General features: G+C 43.4%; 14 protein-coding genes. 10 read left to right on the top strand and 4 right to left on the bottom strand.

All coding sequences use genetic code 11. The annotated features are described in order from the left end of the window. Positions 1–55 precede the first annotated feature (55 nt). Complete coding sequence (locus VPNCDNU1_RS25280; RefSeq protein ID WP_104402942.1) at positions 56–769, bottom strand: tRNA1(Val) (adenine(37)-N6)-methyltransferase; 714 nt, start codon at positions 767–769, stop codon at positions 56–58. Positions 770–1,053: 284 nt separating this feature from the next. Here VPNCDNU1_RS25280 and brnQ point away from each other — a divergent pair, with 284 nt between their 5' ends. After that, the gene (brnQ, locus tag VPNCDNU1_RS25275; protein ID WP_104402941.1) at positions 1,054–2,364 is read left to right on the top strand and encodes a branched-chain amino acid transport system II carrier protein; all 1,311 of its coding nucleotides are present in this window, start codon (positions 1,054–1,056) and stop codon (positions 2,362–2,364) included. Between the two features lie 130 nt (positions 2,365–2,494). On the opposite strand, the gene fldB is transcribed toward brnQ, so the two are convergent. Further along, on the bottom strand, positions 2,495–3,013 hold the full coding sequence (gene fldB / locus VPNCDNU1_RS25270; RefSeq protein ID WP_104402940.1) for a flavodoxin FldB: 519 nt from the start codon (positions 3,011–3,013) through the stop codon (positions 2,495–2,497). Between the two features lie 148 nt (positions 3,014–3,161). Here fldB and xerD point away from each other — a divergent pair, with 148 nt between their 5' ends. The 7 genes from xerD to VPNCDNU1_RS25235 all read left to right on the top strand — a co-directional run bounded on the left by xerD (position 3,162) and on the right by VPNCDNU1_RS25235 (position 11,961). Then, positions 3,162–4,070, top strand: coding sequence for a site-specific tyrosine recombinase XerD (gene xerD / locus VPNCDNU1_RS25265; RefSeq protein ID WP_104402939.1), 909 nt, complete (start codon positions 3,162–3,164; stop codon positions 4,068–4,070). Between the two features lie 31 nt (positions 4,071–4,101). Next, complete coding sequence (gene dsbC / locus VPNCDNU1_RS25260; RefSeq protein ID WP_104402938.1) at positions 4,102–4,827, top strand: bifunctional protein-disulfide isomerase/oxidoreductase DsbC; 726 nt, start codon at positions 4,102–4,104, stop codon at positions 4,825–4,827. A gap of 62 nt (positions 4,828–4,889) precedes the next feature. Continuing rightward, positions 4,890–6,629: a single-stranded-DNA-specific exonuclease RecJ gene (recJ, locus tag VPNCDNU1_RS25255; RefSeq protein ID WP_104402937.1), complete on the top strand. Its 1,740-nt coding sequence runs from the start codon at positions 4,890–4,892 to the stop codon at positions 6,627–6,629. A 159-nt stretch (positions 6,630–6,788) separates the two neighbouring features. After that, positions 6,789–7,887 (top strand): peptide chain release factor 2 gene (prfB, locus tag VPNCDNU1_RS25250; protein WP_101112350.1). Its coding sequence is split into 2 segments (ribosomal slippage): positions 6,789–6,863 and positions 6,865–7,887, totalling 1,098 coding nucleotides; the frame shifts between segments, so codons are not numbered across the junction. 33 nt (positions 7,888–7,920) lie between these two features. Further along, positions 7,921–9,453, top strand: coding sequence for a lysine--tRNA ligase (gene lysS, locus VPNCDNU1_RS25245; RefSeq protein WP_104402936.1), 1,533 nt, complete (start codon positions 7,921–7,923; stop codon positions 9,451–9,453). 319 nt (positions 9,454–9,772) lie between these two features. After that, a complete protein-coding gene (vpsR, locus tag VPNCDNU1_RS25240) occupies positions 9,773–11,110 on the top strand; it encodes a cyclic-di-GMP-binding transcriptional regulator VpsR (RefSeq protein WP_104402935.1) in 1,338 nt (445 codons plus the stop codon). Positions 11,111–11,709: 599 nt separating this feature from the next. Further along, complete coding sequence (locus tag VPNCDNU1_RS25235) at positions 11,710–11,961, top strand: DUF1127 domain-containing protein (protein ID WP_104402934.1); 252 nt, start codon at positions 11,710–11,712, stop codon at positions 11,959–11,961. A gap of 64 nt (positions 11,962–12,025) precedes the next feature. Here VPNCDNU1_RS25235 and VPNCDNU1_RS25230 read toward each other — a convergent pair whose 3' ends face one another. Then, positions 12,026–13,060 carry an NADP(H)-dependent aldo-keto reductase gene (locus tag VPNCDNU1_RS25230; protein WP_104402933.1) on the bottom strand — a complete coding sequence of 345 codons (1,035 nt, stop codon included), beginning with the start codon at positions 13,058–13,060 and terminating at the stop codon, positions 12,026–12,028. 159 nt (positions 13,061–13,219) lie between these two features. On the opposite strand from VPNCDNU1_RS25230, the gene VPNCDNU1_RS25225 reads away from it, so the two are divergent. Further along, positions 13,220–13,525 (top strand): DUF6482 family protein, encoded by a 306-nt coding sequence (locus tag VPNCDNU1_RS25225; RefSeq protein ID WP_104402932.1) that lies wholly within the window; start codon positions 13,220–13,222, stop codon positions 13,523–13,525. A gap of 26 nt (positions 13,526–13,551) precedes the next feature. On the opposite strand, the gene mutH is transcribed toward VPNCDNU1_RS25225, so the two are convergent. Then, positions 13,552–14,220, bottom strand: a complete 669-nt coding sequence (mutH, locus tag VPNCDNU1_RS25220) for a DNA mismatch repair endonuclease MutH (protein WP_104402931.1) — start codon at positions 14,218–14,220, stop codon at positions 13,552–13,554. A 462-nt stretch (positions 14,221–14,682) separates the two neighbouring features. Between mutH and VPNCDNU1_RS28935 the strand changes: the two genes are divergently transcribed. Further along, entirely contained in the window at positions 14,683–14,826 is a 144-nt protein-coding gene (locus VPNCDNU1_RS28935; RefSeq protein ID WP_167404892.1) for a hypothetical protein, read from the top strand. Positions 14,827–14,835 lie beyond the last annotated feature (9 nt).

Genomic DNA, 14,835 nt, shown 5'->3' with positions numbered 1-14,835 from the left:
GCGCGAATTATATACTCATCGGCGTTTAGATAAAATGTATTTTCTGATGAGCTTTTTACATCTTCAAGTAAAAGTCTTGAGTTAGCGCAACAAAATCAGAGCTGTATTGATCATTTTGATTGATGATCAAAGTCGAACGCTCCGTTATGCAAGGCTGCTTAACCAAACTAAACATCATTCGGGTGGGGGCTTTGTGTTCTGTGGTTTGGATATCGCAGCGAGATAGTAAACACCAGCCAGATTTCAAAGCAAGCGCGATGAACTCTTCTCCTTCAACTGATGGCAAGATAAAACTTGCGTTGCCATGATTGGCGAGTAAGGAGTGGCATTTACTCAGTAAGCGTTCGTGACTCAGAGTATTCGTATGACGTGCATCAGCCCTAGGACCATCGCCTGCTTGTTGTCCATTATTGAAATAGGGAGGATTACAGATGATGGCATCAAACATACGCGAAAAGGTGTGACTGAGTACGTCATCATGGATGAGCGTTAAACGTGAGTGCCAAGAGCTTTCACTGAAGTTATATGCCGCGGCTTTGGATGCATTTTCTTCAAGCTCGATAGCCACAATTTCTAGGCGGCTTGCAGAGCGCTGCGCGCACATTAGAGAAAGCAAGCCAGTTCCAGTACCGATGTCCAATATACATCCACTTTTCGGAATCATGGTCCATGCCCCAAGCATGACGCCATCAGTGCTCACTGGCATACCGCTGTGACCACCGGAAATAGAGAATTGTTTAAATTGAAAATCTTTGGTTTTGGTACGCATACTTTGCTTTTCACTTAAAGGGTTAACGCGATTAAGAGGTGTATCAAAAAGGGATTATATTAAATTCTTGTTAATAGAAGGATAATTAATTTAAATGGTTATATGGTCTAATTATTTTGTATTTAATAGTGTTTATATCTGCAAAAAGATATGAAAGTCGAATTATTATTGTGTTTTTTATCACACTCTTGTTTCTGACCTCTCTTTTGTTCATTATTCGCCCCTTATTTATAGAATAAAATTTCATAGTATTTGCAAACACAAGATTATTATAAGGGTTTTCAGTGAGTCAGAAACTAAAATCAACTGATGTGATCGCTTTGGGTTTCATGCTCTTTGCGTTCTTTTTAGGAGCGGGTAACATTATTTTCCCTCCTCTAGCGGGTCAATTGGCCGGCGAAAACTTAATTCCAGCGATGTCTGGATTCCTGTTTACTGCGGTAGGTCTACCTTTGATTACCATTATTGCTATTGCAGTTGCTGGTGGGTCTTGGGAACACTTATCCAAGCATTTGCCTAAACAAGCAGCAACATTAATTGTGGTGCTTATCTTTATCATCATTGGTCCTGCATTTGCCGCTCCACGTACTGGTTTGGTTGCTTATGAGATGGCAGTGAAGCCATTTTTTGCCGATGCACAACAGCTGCACCTGACGACTTTCTCGGTATTGTTTTTTGCTGTAGCAATGTTCTTTGCTTGGTCTCAAGGCAAGCTGATCGATACGATCGGAAAGGTACTTACCCCTGTTTTGTTTATCGGTCTGATCACTCTTGCAGTGTCCGTTTTTGTTGATCCTCAAGGTGTACAGTCTGCCGCTCAAGGTGACTATGTGAGTCAGCCGTTGATCACGGGTTTCCTTGAAGGCTACAACACCATGGATACGTTTGGTGCGTTGATGTTCGGAATTCTGATTGTCGATGCACTTCGTAGTAAGGGGATTACTGAATCGCGTCCAACAACGAAGTACTTGATCAGCGCGGCGGTGATTGCTGCTGTCGGTTTGGCGTTTGTTTACGTGTCTTTATTCTATTTAGGATCGACCAGCGGTACCGTTGCAGCGGGTTCTGATAACGGTGGTGTTATCTTAAGCTTGTATGTTCAAGCTCTGTTTGGTGCATCAGGTCAAACGGTGCTATCGGTTATCGTATTATTGGCGTGTTTGACGACAGCGATTGGCTTGATTTCAGCCTGTTCAGATTACTTTAGTTCGGTTACTTCAGTGAGCTACAAGGCGTGGGTTGTGATCATTGGCGTTGCATGTGCTGTCGTGGCTAACGTAGGTTTGAGCCAGCTGATTGCATTGTCGGTTCCTGTATTGTTTGCACTCTACCCTGTCGCCATTGCATTGGTGGCACTTGCGTTTGTTCGTAACCGTCTACCAAACCCAGAAGTGGCGTATCGCATTGTGGTCTTGGTTGCGTTTGTATTCGCATTGCTGGATGCAGCAAAAGTGGCGGGTATCAATGTGAATGCGTTTAATATGCTGCCGCTGTTTGAGGTGGGAATGGCGTGGTTAATGCCGACGTTTGCAGCCATTATCTGTATGTTCTTTATTGGAACATCTCGCAAGTCACTGACGGAAGAAACAGCGTAAATTATCGTTGGGTTGTTCGTAAAAATGATAAGGGGCTGATATTCATCAGCCCCTTTTTGATTCATTACCCGACCGATACATGTTTAGTGCCGATTTGGCACTGAAGTTTGGAATTCGGATACCGAAAGTTTTATAACGCGTCGTGGTATTCCACTAGAATCTGTTCACACCACGTTTCAATTCGAGCATCACTCAGTTCGTATTGGGAGTCTTCATCCAAAGCCAACCCTACAAAATGTGACTTGTCTTCTGTCAATGCTTTCGATGCTTCGAACTCATAGCCTTCATTTTTCCAGTAACCGATGAACTGAGCGCCCGTTTTTTTCAATTCGTCATGAAGAAGTCCCATCGCATCGAGAAACCACTCGCCATAACCTTCTTGATCGCCTAAGCCGAATAACGCGACGTGTTTGCCTTTTAGCGACACGCCATCGATGTGCTCCCATACAGCACTCCAATCCTCTTGAATTTCACCGAAATCCCACGTGGAAATTCCAAGCACTAACAGATCATAGTCGTTCATTAATGATAGTGGTGTGTCTTTTACATTAAATATATCCACTAAGTCTTCACCAATGATGGCGCGAATCTTCTCTGCTGCCATTTCAGTGTAAAAAGTTGTAGAGCCGTAAAAAAGTCCGATTTTCATGATCTGTGATTGTTGATTGTAGAGATGGCAGATTCTAACGGGAAATGAGAAGGAATTGCAGGATTTATACTTAATGAGAGGAATTTAATAGTATTATTTTCGCGTGTCACATAGTCTGTGACTGATATAAGTAGAAAGAGAGATAAGAATGACGCAAGTAAGTCATCCCGATAGCTATTTGATAGAGCAGTTTTTAGATGCAATGTGGATGGAAAGAGGGCTATCTGAGAACACGCTCGCTTCCTACCGAAACGATCTTTTTAAATTATTGAATTGGATGGCTGAATCTAATTTCCGTTTGGATTTTATCAGCGTTTCAGGGCTACAAGATTATCAATCTTGGTTAATGGATCAAGGCTTTAAGCAAACCTCTCGAGCGAGAATGCTTTCGGCTATACGCCGTTTGTTTCAATATCTTCACCGAGAGAAAGTAAGGGCAGATGACCCTAGTGCCTTGTTAGTTAGCCCTAAATTGCCACAACGTCTCCCGAAAGACTTGAGTGAAGAGCAGGTTGAAGCGTTACTCAACGCACCAGACCCAAATGACCCGATAGAATTGCGCGACAAAGCCATGCTTGAGCTCTTGTATGCGACTGGGCTACGAGTAACTGAACTGGTGAGCCTGACGATGGAAAATGTCAGCTTACGTCAGGGTGTTGTTCGTGTAATGGGTAAGGGTGGAAAAGAGCGATTAGTTCCAATGGGAGAAAATGCCATCGATTGGATTGAAACCTTTTTAGAACAAGGACGTCCAACCATTTTAGGCGAAAAATCGTCTGACGTTGTGTTCCCGAGTAAACGTGCACGACAGATGACAAGGCAAACCTTTTGGCATCGAATAAAGTTTTACGCAGCGTTGGCAGATATTGACTCTGACGCATTATCACCACACGTACTTCGCCATGCATTTGCAACGCATTTACTGAATTACGGTGCAGATTTGAGAGTGGTGCAAATGTTGTTAGGACATAGTGACTTATCAACCACGCAAATTTATACTCACGTCGCAACCGAGCGACTGAAACAGATTCACGAACAACACCACCCAAGGGCGTAGTTCGTATATGACTATTTTTTAAGGTGAAATCATGCAATTTTTGCGCAAACTTGGTGTAGTAGCAGCTGGCGCGCTGGCTTCTTTTTCTCTTTTCGCAGCCGATGCGGATGTCAGCACCATTACAGAGCGATTCAGTAAATTGGGCTTGGCAGTCAGTAGCGTAACAGACAGCGACATCGCGGGTCTTTATGAAGTAGAAACCAATCAAGGGCTATTTTTGTCTACACAGAAAGGCGACTACTTTATCCAAGGTAAAATTTATGCCCTAGACGACAAAGGCAACTTTACCGATGTGATTGCTAAGCGTTACGCCGACAAAATTGGCGATTTCTCTTCTAGCTGGATCGAATACAAAGCCAAAGAAGAGAAACACGTTGTAACCGTATTTACCGATATTGATTGCGGCTACTGCCTAAAATTGCACCGTCAGATGCAAGAATACAATGAGAAAGGGATTACGGTTCGTTACATGGCTTACCCTAGAGCAGGCGTACAAAGCCAAGTCGGTCAGCAAATGTCGCAAATCTGGTGTTCTGTCGATCAGAAAGCGGCTATGGATGAAATGAAACTTCAGCGCAGCTTCAGCCAAAAAGTCAGAGAAAAGGAAGAGTGTTTAAGCACAATCGCCGCACATCGTGATTTAGGCTCTAAAATGGGTGTACGTGGTACACCAGCTATCGTTACCAGCAACGGCAGTGTGATTGGTGGTTACTTATCACCAGATGACCTTACTGCTCAGTTGGAAAGACTTAACTAATACTAAACGGATGCCTGAGGGAAACCTCAGGCAAACGTTCTCTCTGATTGAAATTCAAATATATGATCGAAATTCAAAGACGCCCACAAGATACACCGCATTCCCTTCCCGACTCTATTTCGCCTCTGCTTCAGAGAATTTACGCAGCGCGAGGTATTCAATCACTCGTTCAGCTTGATACCACTGCGAAGGCATTACACTCCTATCAGTTGTTAGGTGGGATTTCGCAAGCCGTTGAACTTTTGTTTGAATCAATTCAGCAGAAAAAACGAATTATTGTTGTTGGTGATTTTGATGCTGATGGCGCAACCAGCTCTGCTTTGTCTGTTTTGGCGTTGAGAATGCTAGGCAGCCATAACGTTGATTACCTGGTCCCTAACCGGTTTGAAGATGGATATGGGTTAAGCCCTGAAGTGGTTGATCAAGCAATTGAACTTGGCGTAGAAGTGATCATGACGGTGGATAACGGCGTTTCGTCAATTGATGGCGTTCGTTATGCCAAAGAAAAAGGGATTACGGTCATTGTTACCGATCACCATTTGCCGGGTCATGAATTGCCAAATGCTGATGCCATAGTGAACCCTAACCTTGAAAGCTGTGAATTCCCATCAAAATCATTGGCAGGTGTGGGCGTCGCATTTTATATGATGATGGCGCTGTGCGTGCATATGCGAAAGATCAATTGGTTTGCCTCACAAGGTATGCAAGAACCAAAGTTAATGGAACTTATTGATTTGGTTGCTTTGGGCACCGTTGCGGATGTAGTTCCTCTGGATGAAAATAATCGAATCTTGGTTCACCAAGGGTTACAGCGTATTCGTGCTGGTAAAGCACGCCCCGGCATTCAAGCGTTGATTGAAGTGGCGAAGCGTGATGCGCGACGTTTAGTTGCGTCCGATTTTGGCTTTGCGTTAGGTCCTCGAATTAACGCAGCGGGTCGGCTTGATGACATGTCATTCGGTGTCGAGCTATTGATGAGTAACAATATCCACGCGGCAAGACGCATGGCCAGTGAACTCGATGGCTTGAATCAAACTCGAAAAGAGATTGAAGAGGGCATGAAGCAAGAAGCCATGGCCTTTTGTGAGCGGCTACAGTTTGGTGAAAATGCAGAGCTGCCTTACGGTTTGGTCTTGTTTCAACGAGACTGGCACCAAGGTGTTATTGGCATTTTGGCTTCGCGCATTAAAGAAAAATTTCATCGTCCAGTCATCGCGTTTGCCGATGGTGGAGAAGGAAATATTAAAGGCTCTTGTCGCTCCATTCCCGGGCTACATATGCGTGATACGCTGGATAAGATCGATACTCAAAACCCGAGCTTGATTGCCAAGTTTGGTGGGCATGCCATGGCGGCAGGTTTGACAATCAAAGAATCTGATTTTGAAAAGTTCAGTCAGTTATTTGATGAAGCCGTTCGTAATGACATAGATGAAGCCTCTTTAAAGGGCATTTTGTTATCGGATGGCGAATTACAGCCAGAAGAGTTTTCCATGCACGTTGCGGAAACATTGCGCTCGGCAGGGCCATGGGGACAAGCCTTTCCAGAGCCCTTATTTGATGGTGAATTCAAAGTAATGCACCAAAAGCTGGTGGGTGAAAAACACTTAAAGTTGATGTTAGAGCCTTTACACAAAGGGCACCCGACCAACATTATGATTGATGGTATTGCCTTTAACGTGGATTTACGTCGATGGCCAGATGCATCGGTAAAAACGGTGCGTTTGGCGTACAAACTTGATATTAATGAGTTTAGAGGCAACCAGTCCTTACAGCTCATGATTGATCACATTGAAGCGAAATAACCTCGACATTCATATAGCCTTTAAGTCAGTCCCGCTGCCGATTAAGAGTGGCGGGTTTCCTCTATTCCTAAGCAAAAATTACTCAACTTTTTCTGTATCTCTGTCACATTTTTGAGTAGAATTCTTCGGTTAAATTCTACGCTAAAATGTTGAGCAAACATGTTTGAAATCAATCCCATTAAAAACCGCCTACAGGACGTGACAGAGCGCACGAATGTCCTGAGGGGGTACCTTTGACTATGACGCTAAGAAAGAGCGTCTAGAAGAGGTTAACGCAGAACTAGAACAACCTGATGTATGGAATGAACCTGAACGTGCACAAGCACTAGGTAAAGAGCGAGCTTCTCTTGAAGCGGTCGTTGAAACTATCGACTTGCTTGATCAAGGCGTAGAAGACGTAGATGGTCTTCTAGAGCTAGCGATCGAAGAAGAAGATCAAGAAACGTTCGATGAAATCGACCCAGAGTTGGTTGAACTTGAACTCAAACTTGGGAAACTCGAATTCCGCCGCATGTTTGCAGGCGATCACGACTCTTCAGACTGCTACATCGATTTGCAAGCGGGCTCTGGTGGTACAGAAGCACAAGACTGGACCAACATGATGCTACGCATGTATTTGCGCTGGGCCGAATCAAAAGGCTTTAAAGCAGAAGTGATTGAAGTGTCTGAAGGTGATGTCGCGGGCTTGAAATCGGCCACGGTTCGTATTTCTGGTGAATACGCTTACGGCTGGCTTCGCACAGAAACGGGTGTTCATCGTTTGGTTCGAAAATCGCCATTTGACTCAGGTGGTCGTCGCCATACATCCTTTGCGTCTGCGTTTATTTACCCAGAGATTGATGAAAACATCGACATTGATGTGAACCCTTCGGACCTTCGTATTGATGTTTATCGTGCGTCGGGTGCGGGTGGACAGCACGTCAACACCACGGAATCAGCGGTGCGTATTACTCACCTTCCAACCAATACTGTGGTGCAGTGCCAGAACGATCGTTCTCAGCATAAGAACAAAGATCAGGCAATGAAACAGCTTCGTGCGAAGCTATTCGAGCTTGAATTACAAAAGCAAAATGCGGAAAAGCAAGCCAATGAAGACGCGAAATCGGATATCGGCTGGGGAAGCCAAATCCGTTCTTACGTTTTGGATGATTCACGCATTAAAGATTTACGCACCGGCGTCGAGAATCGCAATACACAAGCGGTTCTAGACGGCGATCTAGACAAATTTATCGAAGCCAGCCTGAAATCAGGTTTATAAGCTTTCACCGACAATCGACAGGATACATCGAAAATGACTGATGCTGTTCAAAACGAAACCCAACAAGAAGCCCATTCGCAAGAAGAGAACAAGCTGATCGCAGAGCGTCGTGCGAAATTGGATGAAATTCGCAAGAACTGTGATGCGAACGGTCACCCAAACGACTTCCGTCGTGACAGCTTGGCTGGCGACCTTCAGAAGACGTTCGGTGAAAAGAGCAAAGAAGAACTGGAAGAGCTGAATCATACTGTTTCTATTGCTGGCCGAATCATGGCTAAGCGTGGTCCTTTCCTTGTGATTCAGGAAACATCTGGTCGCATTCAGGCTTACGCGGCAAAGCCGGTTCAAAAAGAACTCAAAGAGAAATACCAAGGCTTAGACATCGGTGACATCATCGGTGTAACAGGTGCGTTGCACAAGTCTGGTAAAGGTGACTTATACGTAAATATGGAAGAGTACGAATTGCTGACCAAAGCATTGCGCCCTCTTCCTGAGAAATTCCATGGCTTGACAGACCAAGAAATGCGTTACCGTCAGCGCTATGTCGATCTCATCGTAAATGAAGATTCTCGCCAAGCGTTTATCGTTCGTTCTAAGTTGGTGTCATCAATCCGTAACTTCATGAGCGGCAAAGGCTACCTAGAAGTTGAAACGCCAATGATGCACGTGATCCCAGGCGGTGCTACGGCTCGCCCGTTCATTACTCACCACAATGCGCTAGACATTGACATGTACTTGCGTGTTGCACCAGAGCTTTACCTAAAGCGTTTGGTTGTTGGAGGGTTTGATCGCGTATTCGAAATCAACCGTAATTTCCGTAACGAAGGTTTGTCGCCTCGTCACAACCCAGAATTCACCATGATGGAATTCTACCAAGCGTACTCTGACTACAAAGATTTAATGGATCTAACGGAAGAGATGCTCAGCACGGTTGCGCTTGATGTTCTTGGCTCAACGTCTATGCCTTATGGTGATGAGACAGTCGAGTTTGGTGGTCAGTACGCTCGTATGAGTATGTTTGAGGCTATCAAGCACTACAACCCAGAGCATGCAGACATTCAAGCGCTAACAGAAGAAGACCTTCAAGATCGTGAAAAGATGGTTGCGATTGCGAAATCGGTTTACGTCGAAGTGGAAACGTTCTGGACTTGTGGTCAGTTGCTTGAAGAAATCTTTGGTGAAACGGCTGAGCCTCAACTCATCCAGCCTACATTCATTACAGGTTACCCAGCGGACATTTCTCCATTGGCTCGTCGTAGCGATGACAACCCGTTCTTTACAGACCGTTTCGAGTTCTTTATCGGTGGTCGAGAAGTGGCGAATGGCTTCTCAGAATTGAATGATGCAGAAGATCAAGACGCTCGATTTAAGGCGCAGGTTGACGCAAAAGATGCGGGTGATGATGAAGCAATGTATTACGATGCGGATTACATTACTGCACTTGAACACGGTTTGCCGCCGACAGCAGGTCAGGGAATTGGTATAGACCGATTGGCGATGCTATTCACAAACACGCATACCATTCGTGATGTAATTTTATTCCCAGCGATGCGACCACAGCAGTAAAAATTTTATGTCTCAAAATTAAAGCCACCTTCGGGTGGCTTTTTTGATCTTAATTTGAGCGCTGAAATTTTATAAATATGTGATTTTGCTCTGCAAAATGAGCGATCTTTTCACTTTATCTTTATGTGTCTCACTATTGACAACGGTTATTGGTTAGTCTGTTCCTGCTTGACTGTTTAACAAATTATACTATGTCTTAACTATGAGACGTTTTATTGTCGCAAGATTAATTCATATGTAAATCGTTTTTAAATCGTCACGCACCTTAAAACCACGATGAAGATCGTAACAACAATATAGATTGATTAAGGAAGTATTAATGGGTACTCAATTCCGAATGGATTCTGTACCGGGTTCACTTGTTGTTGTTGGAGGCACATACGAACCTTGGCTTGCAGTATTAGAGCAGGTAGGTTGGCGTTGCCAGCGATGTGATGACCTTCGTGAAGCACAAACATTGTTCTCAGAGATTGGTCCTTGCATTGGGATTGTTGATTTAAGCCAGGATGAGTTCAGTCTCAACGGTCTGGCAAATTTAGTCAGCAGCCACAAGCAGGTTCGTTGGCTGGCATTTATCAGGGAGTCTCAATTGAGCTCTGATACCATATGTCAGTTCATAGTAAACTTTTGTATTGATTTTTTTACTGCGCCCATACCAGACGCACAACTTCTCAATACAATTGGCCACCAACTTGGAATGCTGAAACTGGAGAAGAAAGTTTGGCCGAGCTATGGTCAAACCAGTGATATGGGTATGATTGGGGAGTCAATGCCTATAAAACGTCTGCGAGATCAGGTTCGGAGAATCGGACCTACCGATGTCAGCATTTTGATTTTTGGGGAATCAGGATCGGGTAAAGAAAAAGTCGCTCAAGCGATACATACCACATCGGCACGTTCTAAAGGTCCATTTTTTAGTGTGAACTGTGGAGCGATATCAGAGCAGAGAATGGAGATGGACATATTCGGCATCGACAGAGGCGACGACTGGGGAGAAGCGCCACTGTTAGAACAAGCCGATGGAGGTACCATCTTATTCAACGACATTTTGAACATGCCATTATCTCAGCAACAGCATTTGCTGTTCTATTTACAGGAAGGAAAAGTCGAAACAAAAGAAGGGGCGAAAGAAGTGGATGTCAGAATTTTGGTTGCTAACCATTCTGATATGGAAAAAGCCCTGCTAGATGATGACTTCAACGAAGAACTTTATCATCGCCTTAATGTGTTAAGGATTAATGTTCCTAGCTTGAAGGAGCGCTCAGGTGACATTGCTGTACTAGCAAATCACTACTTGAACGTATACTCACGTGAGTACAACGCACAAGCGAGAAGCTTCTCTGACCAAGCAATAAGAGCATTAACTCAGCACCATTGGCCTGGAAATGTTCGAGAGTTAATGAATCAAATAAAACGCGTTGTGTTGATGTCAGATTCAGTCGTTATTGAAGAGTCTCAACTGGATTTACCAAAACGTGCCGATAATCAGAGAAGTTTGCGAAGTATTCGTGAACGTTCAGAACGCGATGCGCTAGTACTTGTATTAGAATCGCATGATGGTCAAGTGACTCCCGCAGCTAAAGAGCTGGGTGTTTCTCGCGCTACCATGTACCGCCTTTTGAATAAGCACAATCTCATATCGGAAACCAGAGCATAATTCTGACATCAATCAGTATGACTGCTTTTGCAAAACGCTCACTTATTTTTAAGTGGGCGTTTTTTTATTTGCTAATGAGAATTGGCTAACACACCTAAGCAGGTGAGTAATAGCAGGTTAAATCGATACTTAAGTGGCAAACCGTATTTTTATCGTCTTTTAATGAAGATGTTATATGAATTTTTGTTCTGATATATAACTCATAGCTCACAATATATTCTGCTACTCAAGCTTCAGTTAAGTTGCATACAGATGAATAGGCTTTTTTTATAAACTGTGTGAATATGCGCTTGAAATATATCCTCTTGGGGTTAGAATTTAACCGTGACAGCAAGTCACGATTTATCATTTCATTTTCGGATTAGTTAACAGTAGGAGGCACAAAATGCTAAACATTTTTATCGCACAGCATGATCGTGTCGCCAATGATCTAGGTCTTGCCATGGATACCCATGGTACGTCTACACCTAAAAACGTTAATTAATCCGTGACCATTTGGGCCGCGGAGAAGCGGTCTGACTGGGACAGTCTATAAATATCTTACCCTGTTTTTTGACCGCTTTTTCCAGCCTATATATTTATTTTCTGGAGAAAAAGTTATGCGTCACTCTATTTACATCCAACTGGCCACATTTTTAGTAAAAGCTGATATTAACCGTGAAGATCGTGCGTGGAAGCGCAGAGTGAAAAGGGCTCAGCACAACATTCCATGGCACAATTCACATTTGCTTCAAGATATTGGTCTTGACCCTGAGGGTCGTCAAATTGGTGCAAATGAGCAACCATCAGCCACCGCGGAACGCCGTGTTCGTCACCTTCGACGATTATTACGAACGCGAATTCCAACGTAGCAAAAGGGGCTAAGTACTTATTCTCTTAGTACTTAGCCCCTAAAATCTAAATGTTACCTGTTAATCAGGGGCAAGGATTGGAGTATTGCACTCCAATCTCTTGCAGAGACGTTAGCAACTCTTCTGACAGATTTACTTCTAAACTGTCGATATTACTCTTCAACTGTTCCATCGTGGTTGCACCAATAATGTTGGATGCAACGAATGGACGCTGGTTCACAAATGCCAACGCCATTTGAGCAGGATCTAACCCGTGTTCTTGCGCTAGTTTTACGTACGCTTCCGTTGCCTTCACTCCGTTTGGAGTAAAGTAGCGAACGAAACGTTCGTAAAGCGTGCATCGTGCACCTTGAGGTTTAGCATTATTCAGGTATTTTCCGCTTAACGCACCAAACGCAAGAGGTGAATACGCGAGTAATTCAACACCTTCATTGTGAGCGATTTCAGAGAGTCCGACCTCAAAAGTACGATTTAATAGGTTGTATGGATTTTGAATTGTGACGGCTCTTGGCAAGTCGTGTTTCTCTGCCAGCCTTAAATAACTCATTACTCCCCAGGGCGTTTCATTGGATAGACCGATGTAACGAACTTTCCCTTGTTTTACCACATCAGCCAAGGCTTCTAAAGTCTCAAGGATGGGGGTGTCATTTTGGTCATCTGGGTAGGGGTAATTTAGCTGTCCAAAACAATTCGTTTGTCGCTGCGGCCAATGGATTTGGTAGAGGTCGACATATTCTGTTTGTAGGCGATTTAAACTCTCGTCGACGGCTCGGTGGATATTACGCCAATCGAGAGCCATGTCTTCACGGATATAAGGGACGCCACGTGGACCCGCAACTTTGGTTGCGAGCACCACTTTTTCTCGCTTGCCCGACTTTTGGATCCAGTTTCCTATGTATTCTTCTGTTCTACCTTGTGTATCAGATTTAGGAGGAACGGGGTACATTTCTGCGGTATCGATAAAGTTAATGCCTCTTTCTAAGGCATAATCAAGTTGAGAAAAAGCCTCTGACTCGGTGTTTTGTTCACCGAATGTCATGGTACCTAAACACAGCGGACTGATCTCAAGAGTTGAATGCGGTAACTTCTTTAATTGCATATACATTCCTCATTTTTTCTTCACTATAAACTGATTGTTATGGATGCGGTCAAGTAAAAACTGTTAATGATTTGTTCAACATTAAGTCGATTCTTGTCTATGCTTTATGGATGACCAGCAAAGAGTGCATGGATATTCGACTATTCAGGGAAGAGAATTATGCAAAGAGAACAGCTCAATCATTGGTTGCATGCAAAGCATATCGAACAGGGAAAAGAGCCCAAAATCTATGTCATTAGTTGTGCAAATCTATCCAGTTACTTGCTTGCGGTAGAATATAAGCACAAGTTGGAGCCTATCCGAGGCAAGAAAGAGCCGTTGCATTTTGATTCATTGGAATTGGTGAAAAGCGCGTTGCATAAAATGGGGGTTCATACTGCTTATTTAAGATTACACAACGTTTATGATGAATGTGGTGAGAGTGGCATGGCGCTTTACCACGACATTGAGATGTCAATTCACTAGGATGGTGAATTGGCATACTCAAAGGGTTATTGATCAAAAAACTGTTCTAAGATCTTTTGCGTGAATCCTTTCTTCAAATAAAAGCCTCTTGGAAGTGTCATGATTGGCGTACCATTTGCTCCATAGGCTTCAGTGAGTGCTTTACTGTTGGCTGCTTTGGGACGAAGTTGTAGAGCTTCTCCATGCCGAGCTGTAATCTGTTCTACTTGCCCTAGAACGATTTGTTCCATCAACTCTTCCCAATCTTGCTTTAAGATTTGCGTTTCTTTTTCATTGGGTGACCATAGAACTGGAAAGCCCACTTTACGTTCAGCGACAGGTATTTCTCTTTCACCCTCAACAGGAACCCAAAGTACTCGTGATAGTTTTTGTCGTATGTGGCTATTTTCCCACGTTAGACCCTGTACACCGATTAAGGGGGCGACAGCGACAAAAGTGGTTTCTAGGGGAGTCCCTTTATGGCTAATAGGAATGCTTTTGAGTTCGATCCCAAGATCGACAAAGTCCTGCTGTGGCTTGCTTCCAGCACTCGCCCCTAAATGCCATTCAAGTAGTTGACCCACCCAACCTTTATCTCTCCTTAGATTATCAGGTACGGAGATTCCAGCTTCCTCTGCCAGCTCACTTAACGTATATCCTGCGATACTAATGGCGCGAGTATGAAGTTCTTTTTCGGATGTTGGTGTGGGTTTCATGGGATATTGAATGCAGCAATAAAAGGGGCACTTTAGCATAACTATGGAACGAATGACTGATCATAGAAATTGGATCTGACATTTTTATAAATTCACCCCAAAGATCTTTTCCCAACTTATCCACAGACCTCGGTTTCTTACTCAAGTAAATAAAAGGACTGGATCTATAATCAGGGTTTTATTGATCGTTTTTCTGCCTGTTTTTTAACTTTGAGCTAAAATTTAACCACTTTGTGTGGATAAGGAAATCTGTGGTTGATCTTTAACCGATCTGAAAGGTGGATTAAATTAATTGAAAATGTCAGCTTATAGTTAAAATTAATTATTATATATCTATTTGTATTTTAAGGGGTTTTGTTATTTTCTGTAACTTTTATCTAAAATGGTTTTGAAGATCTTAGATCACACCAATTGCCTTGTAATCGGTTTCTTCACACACTTATTCACAGAAAAGGTGAATAAATGTGGAGTTGGTCTCATTCCTGTGTTGATAACTTCTCCTTTGATGAAAACTTATCCAGTGTGGTGCGTGTCGGACAGAAAAAAACGCATTATGCGACATGTAAGTTTGCCCCTATTGGGGATATGTGGAAAAATCACACTTAACAGAGATTT

Origin of the sequence: Vibrio penaeicida, from assembly GCF_002933855.1 — a bacterium.
Taxonomy (GTDB): domain Bacteria; phylum Pseudomonadota; class Gammaproteobacteria; order Enterobacterales; family Vibrionaceae; genus Vibrio; species Vibrio penaeicida_A.
Note: the sequence above shows the minus strand (reverse complement) of the source record. Positions and strands in the feature narration are given on the sequence as shown.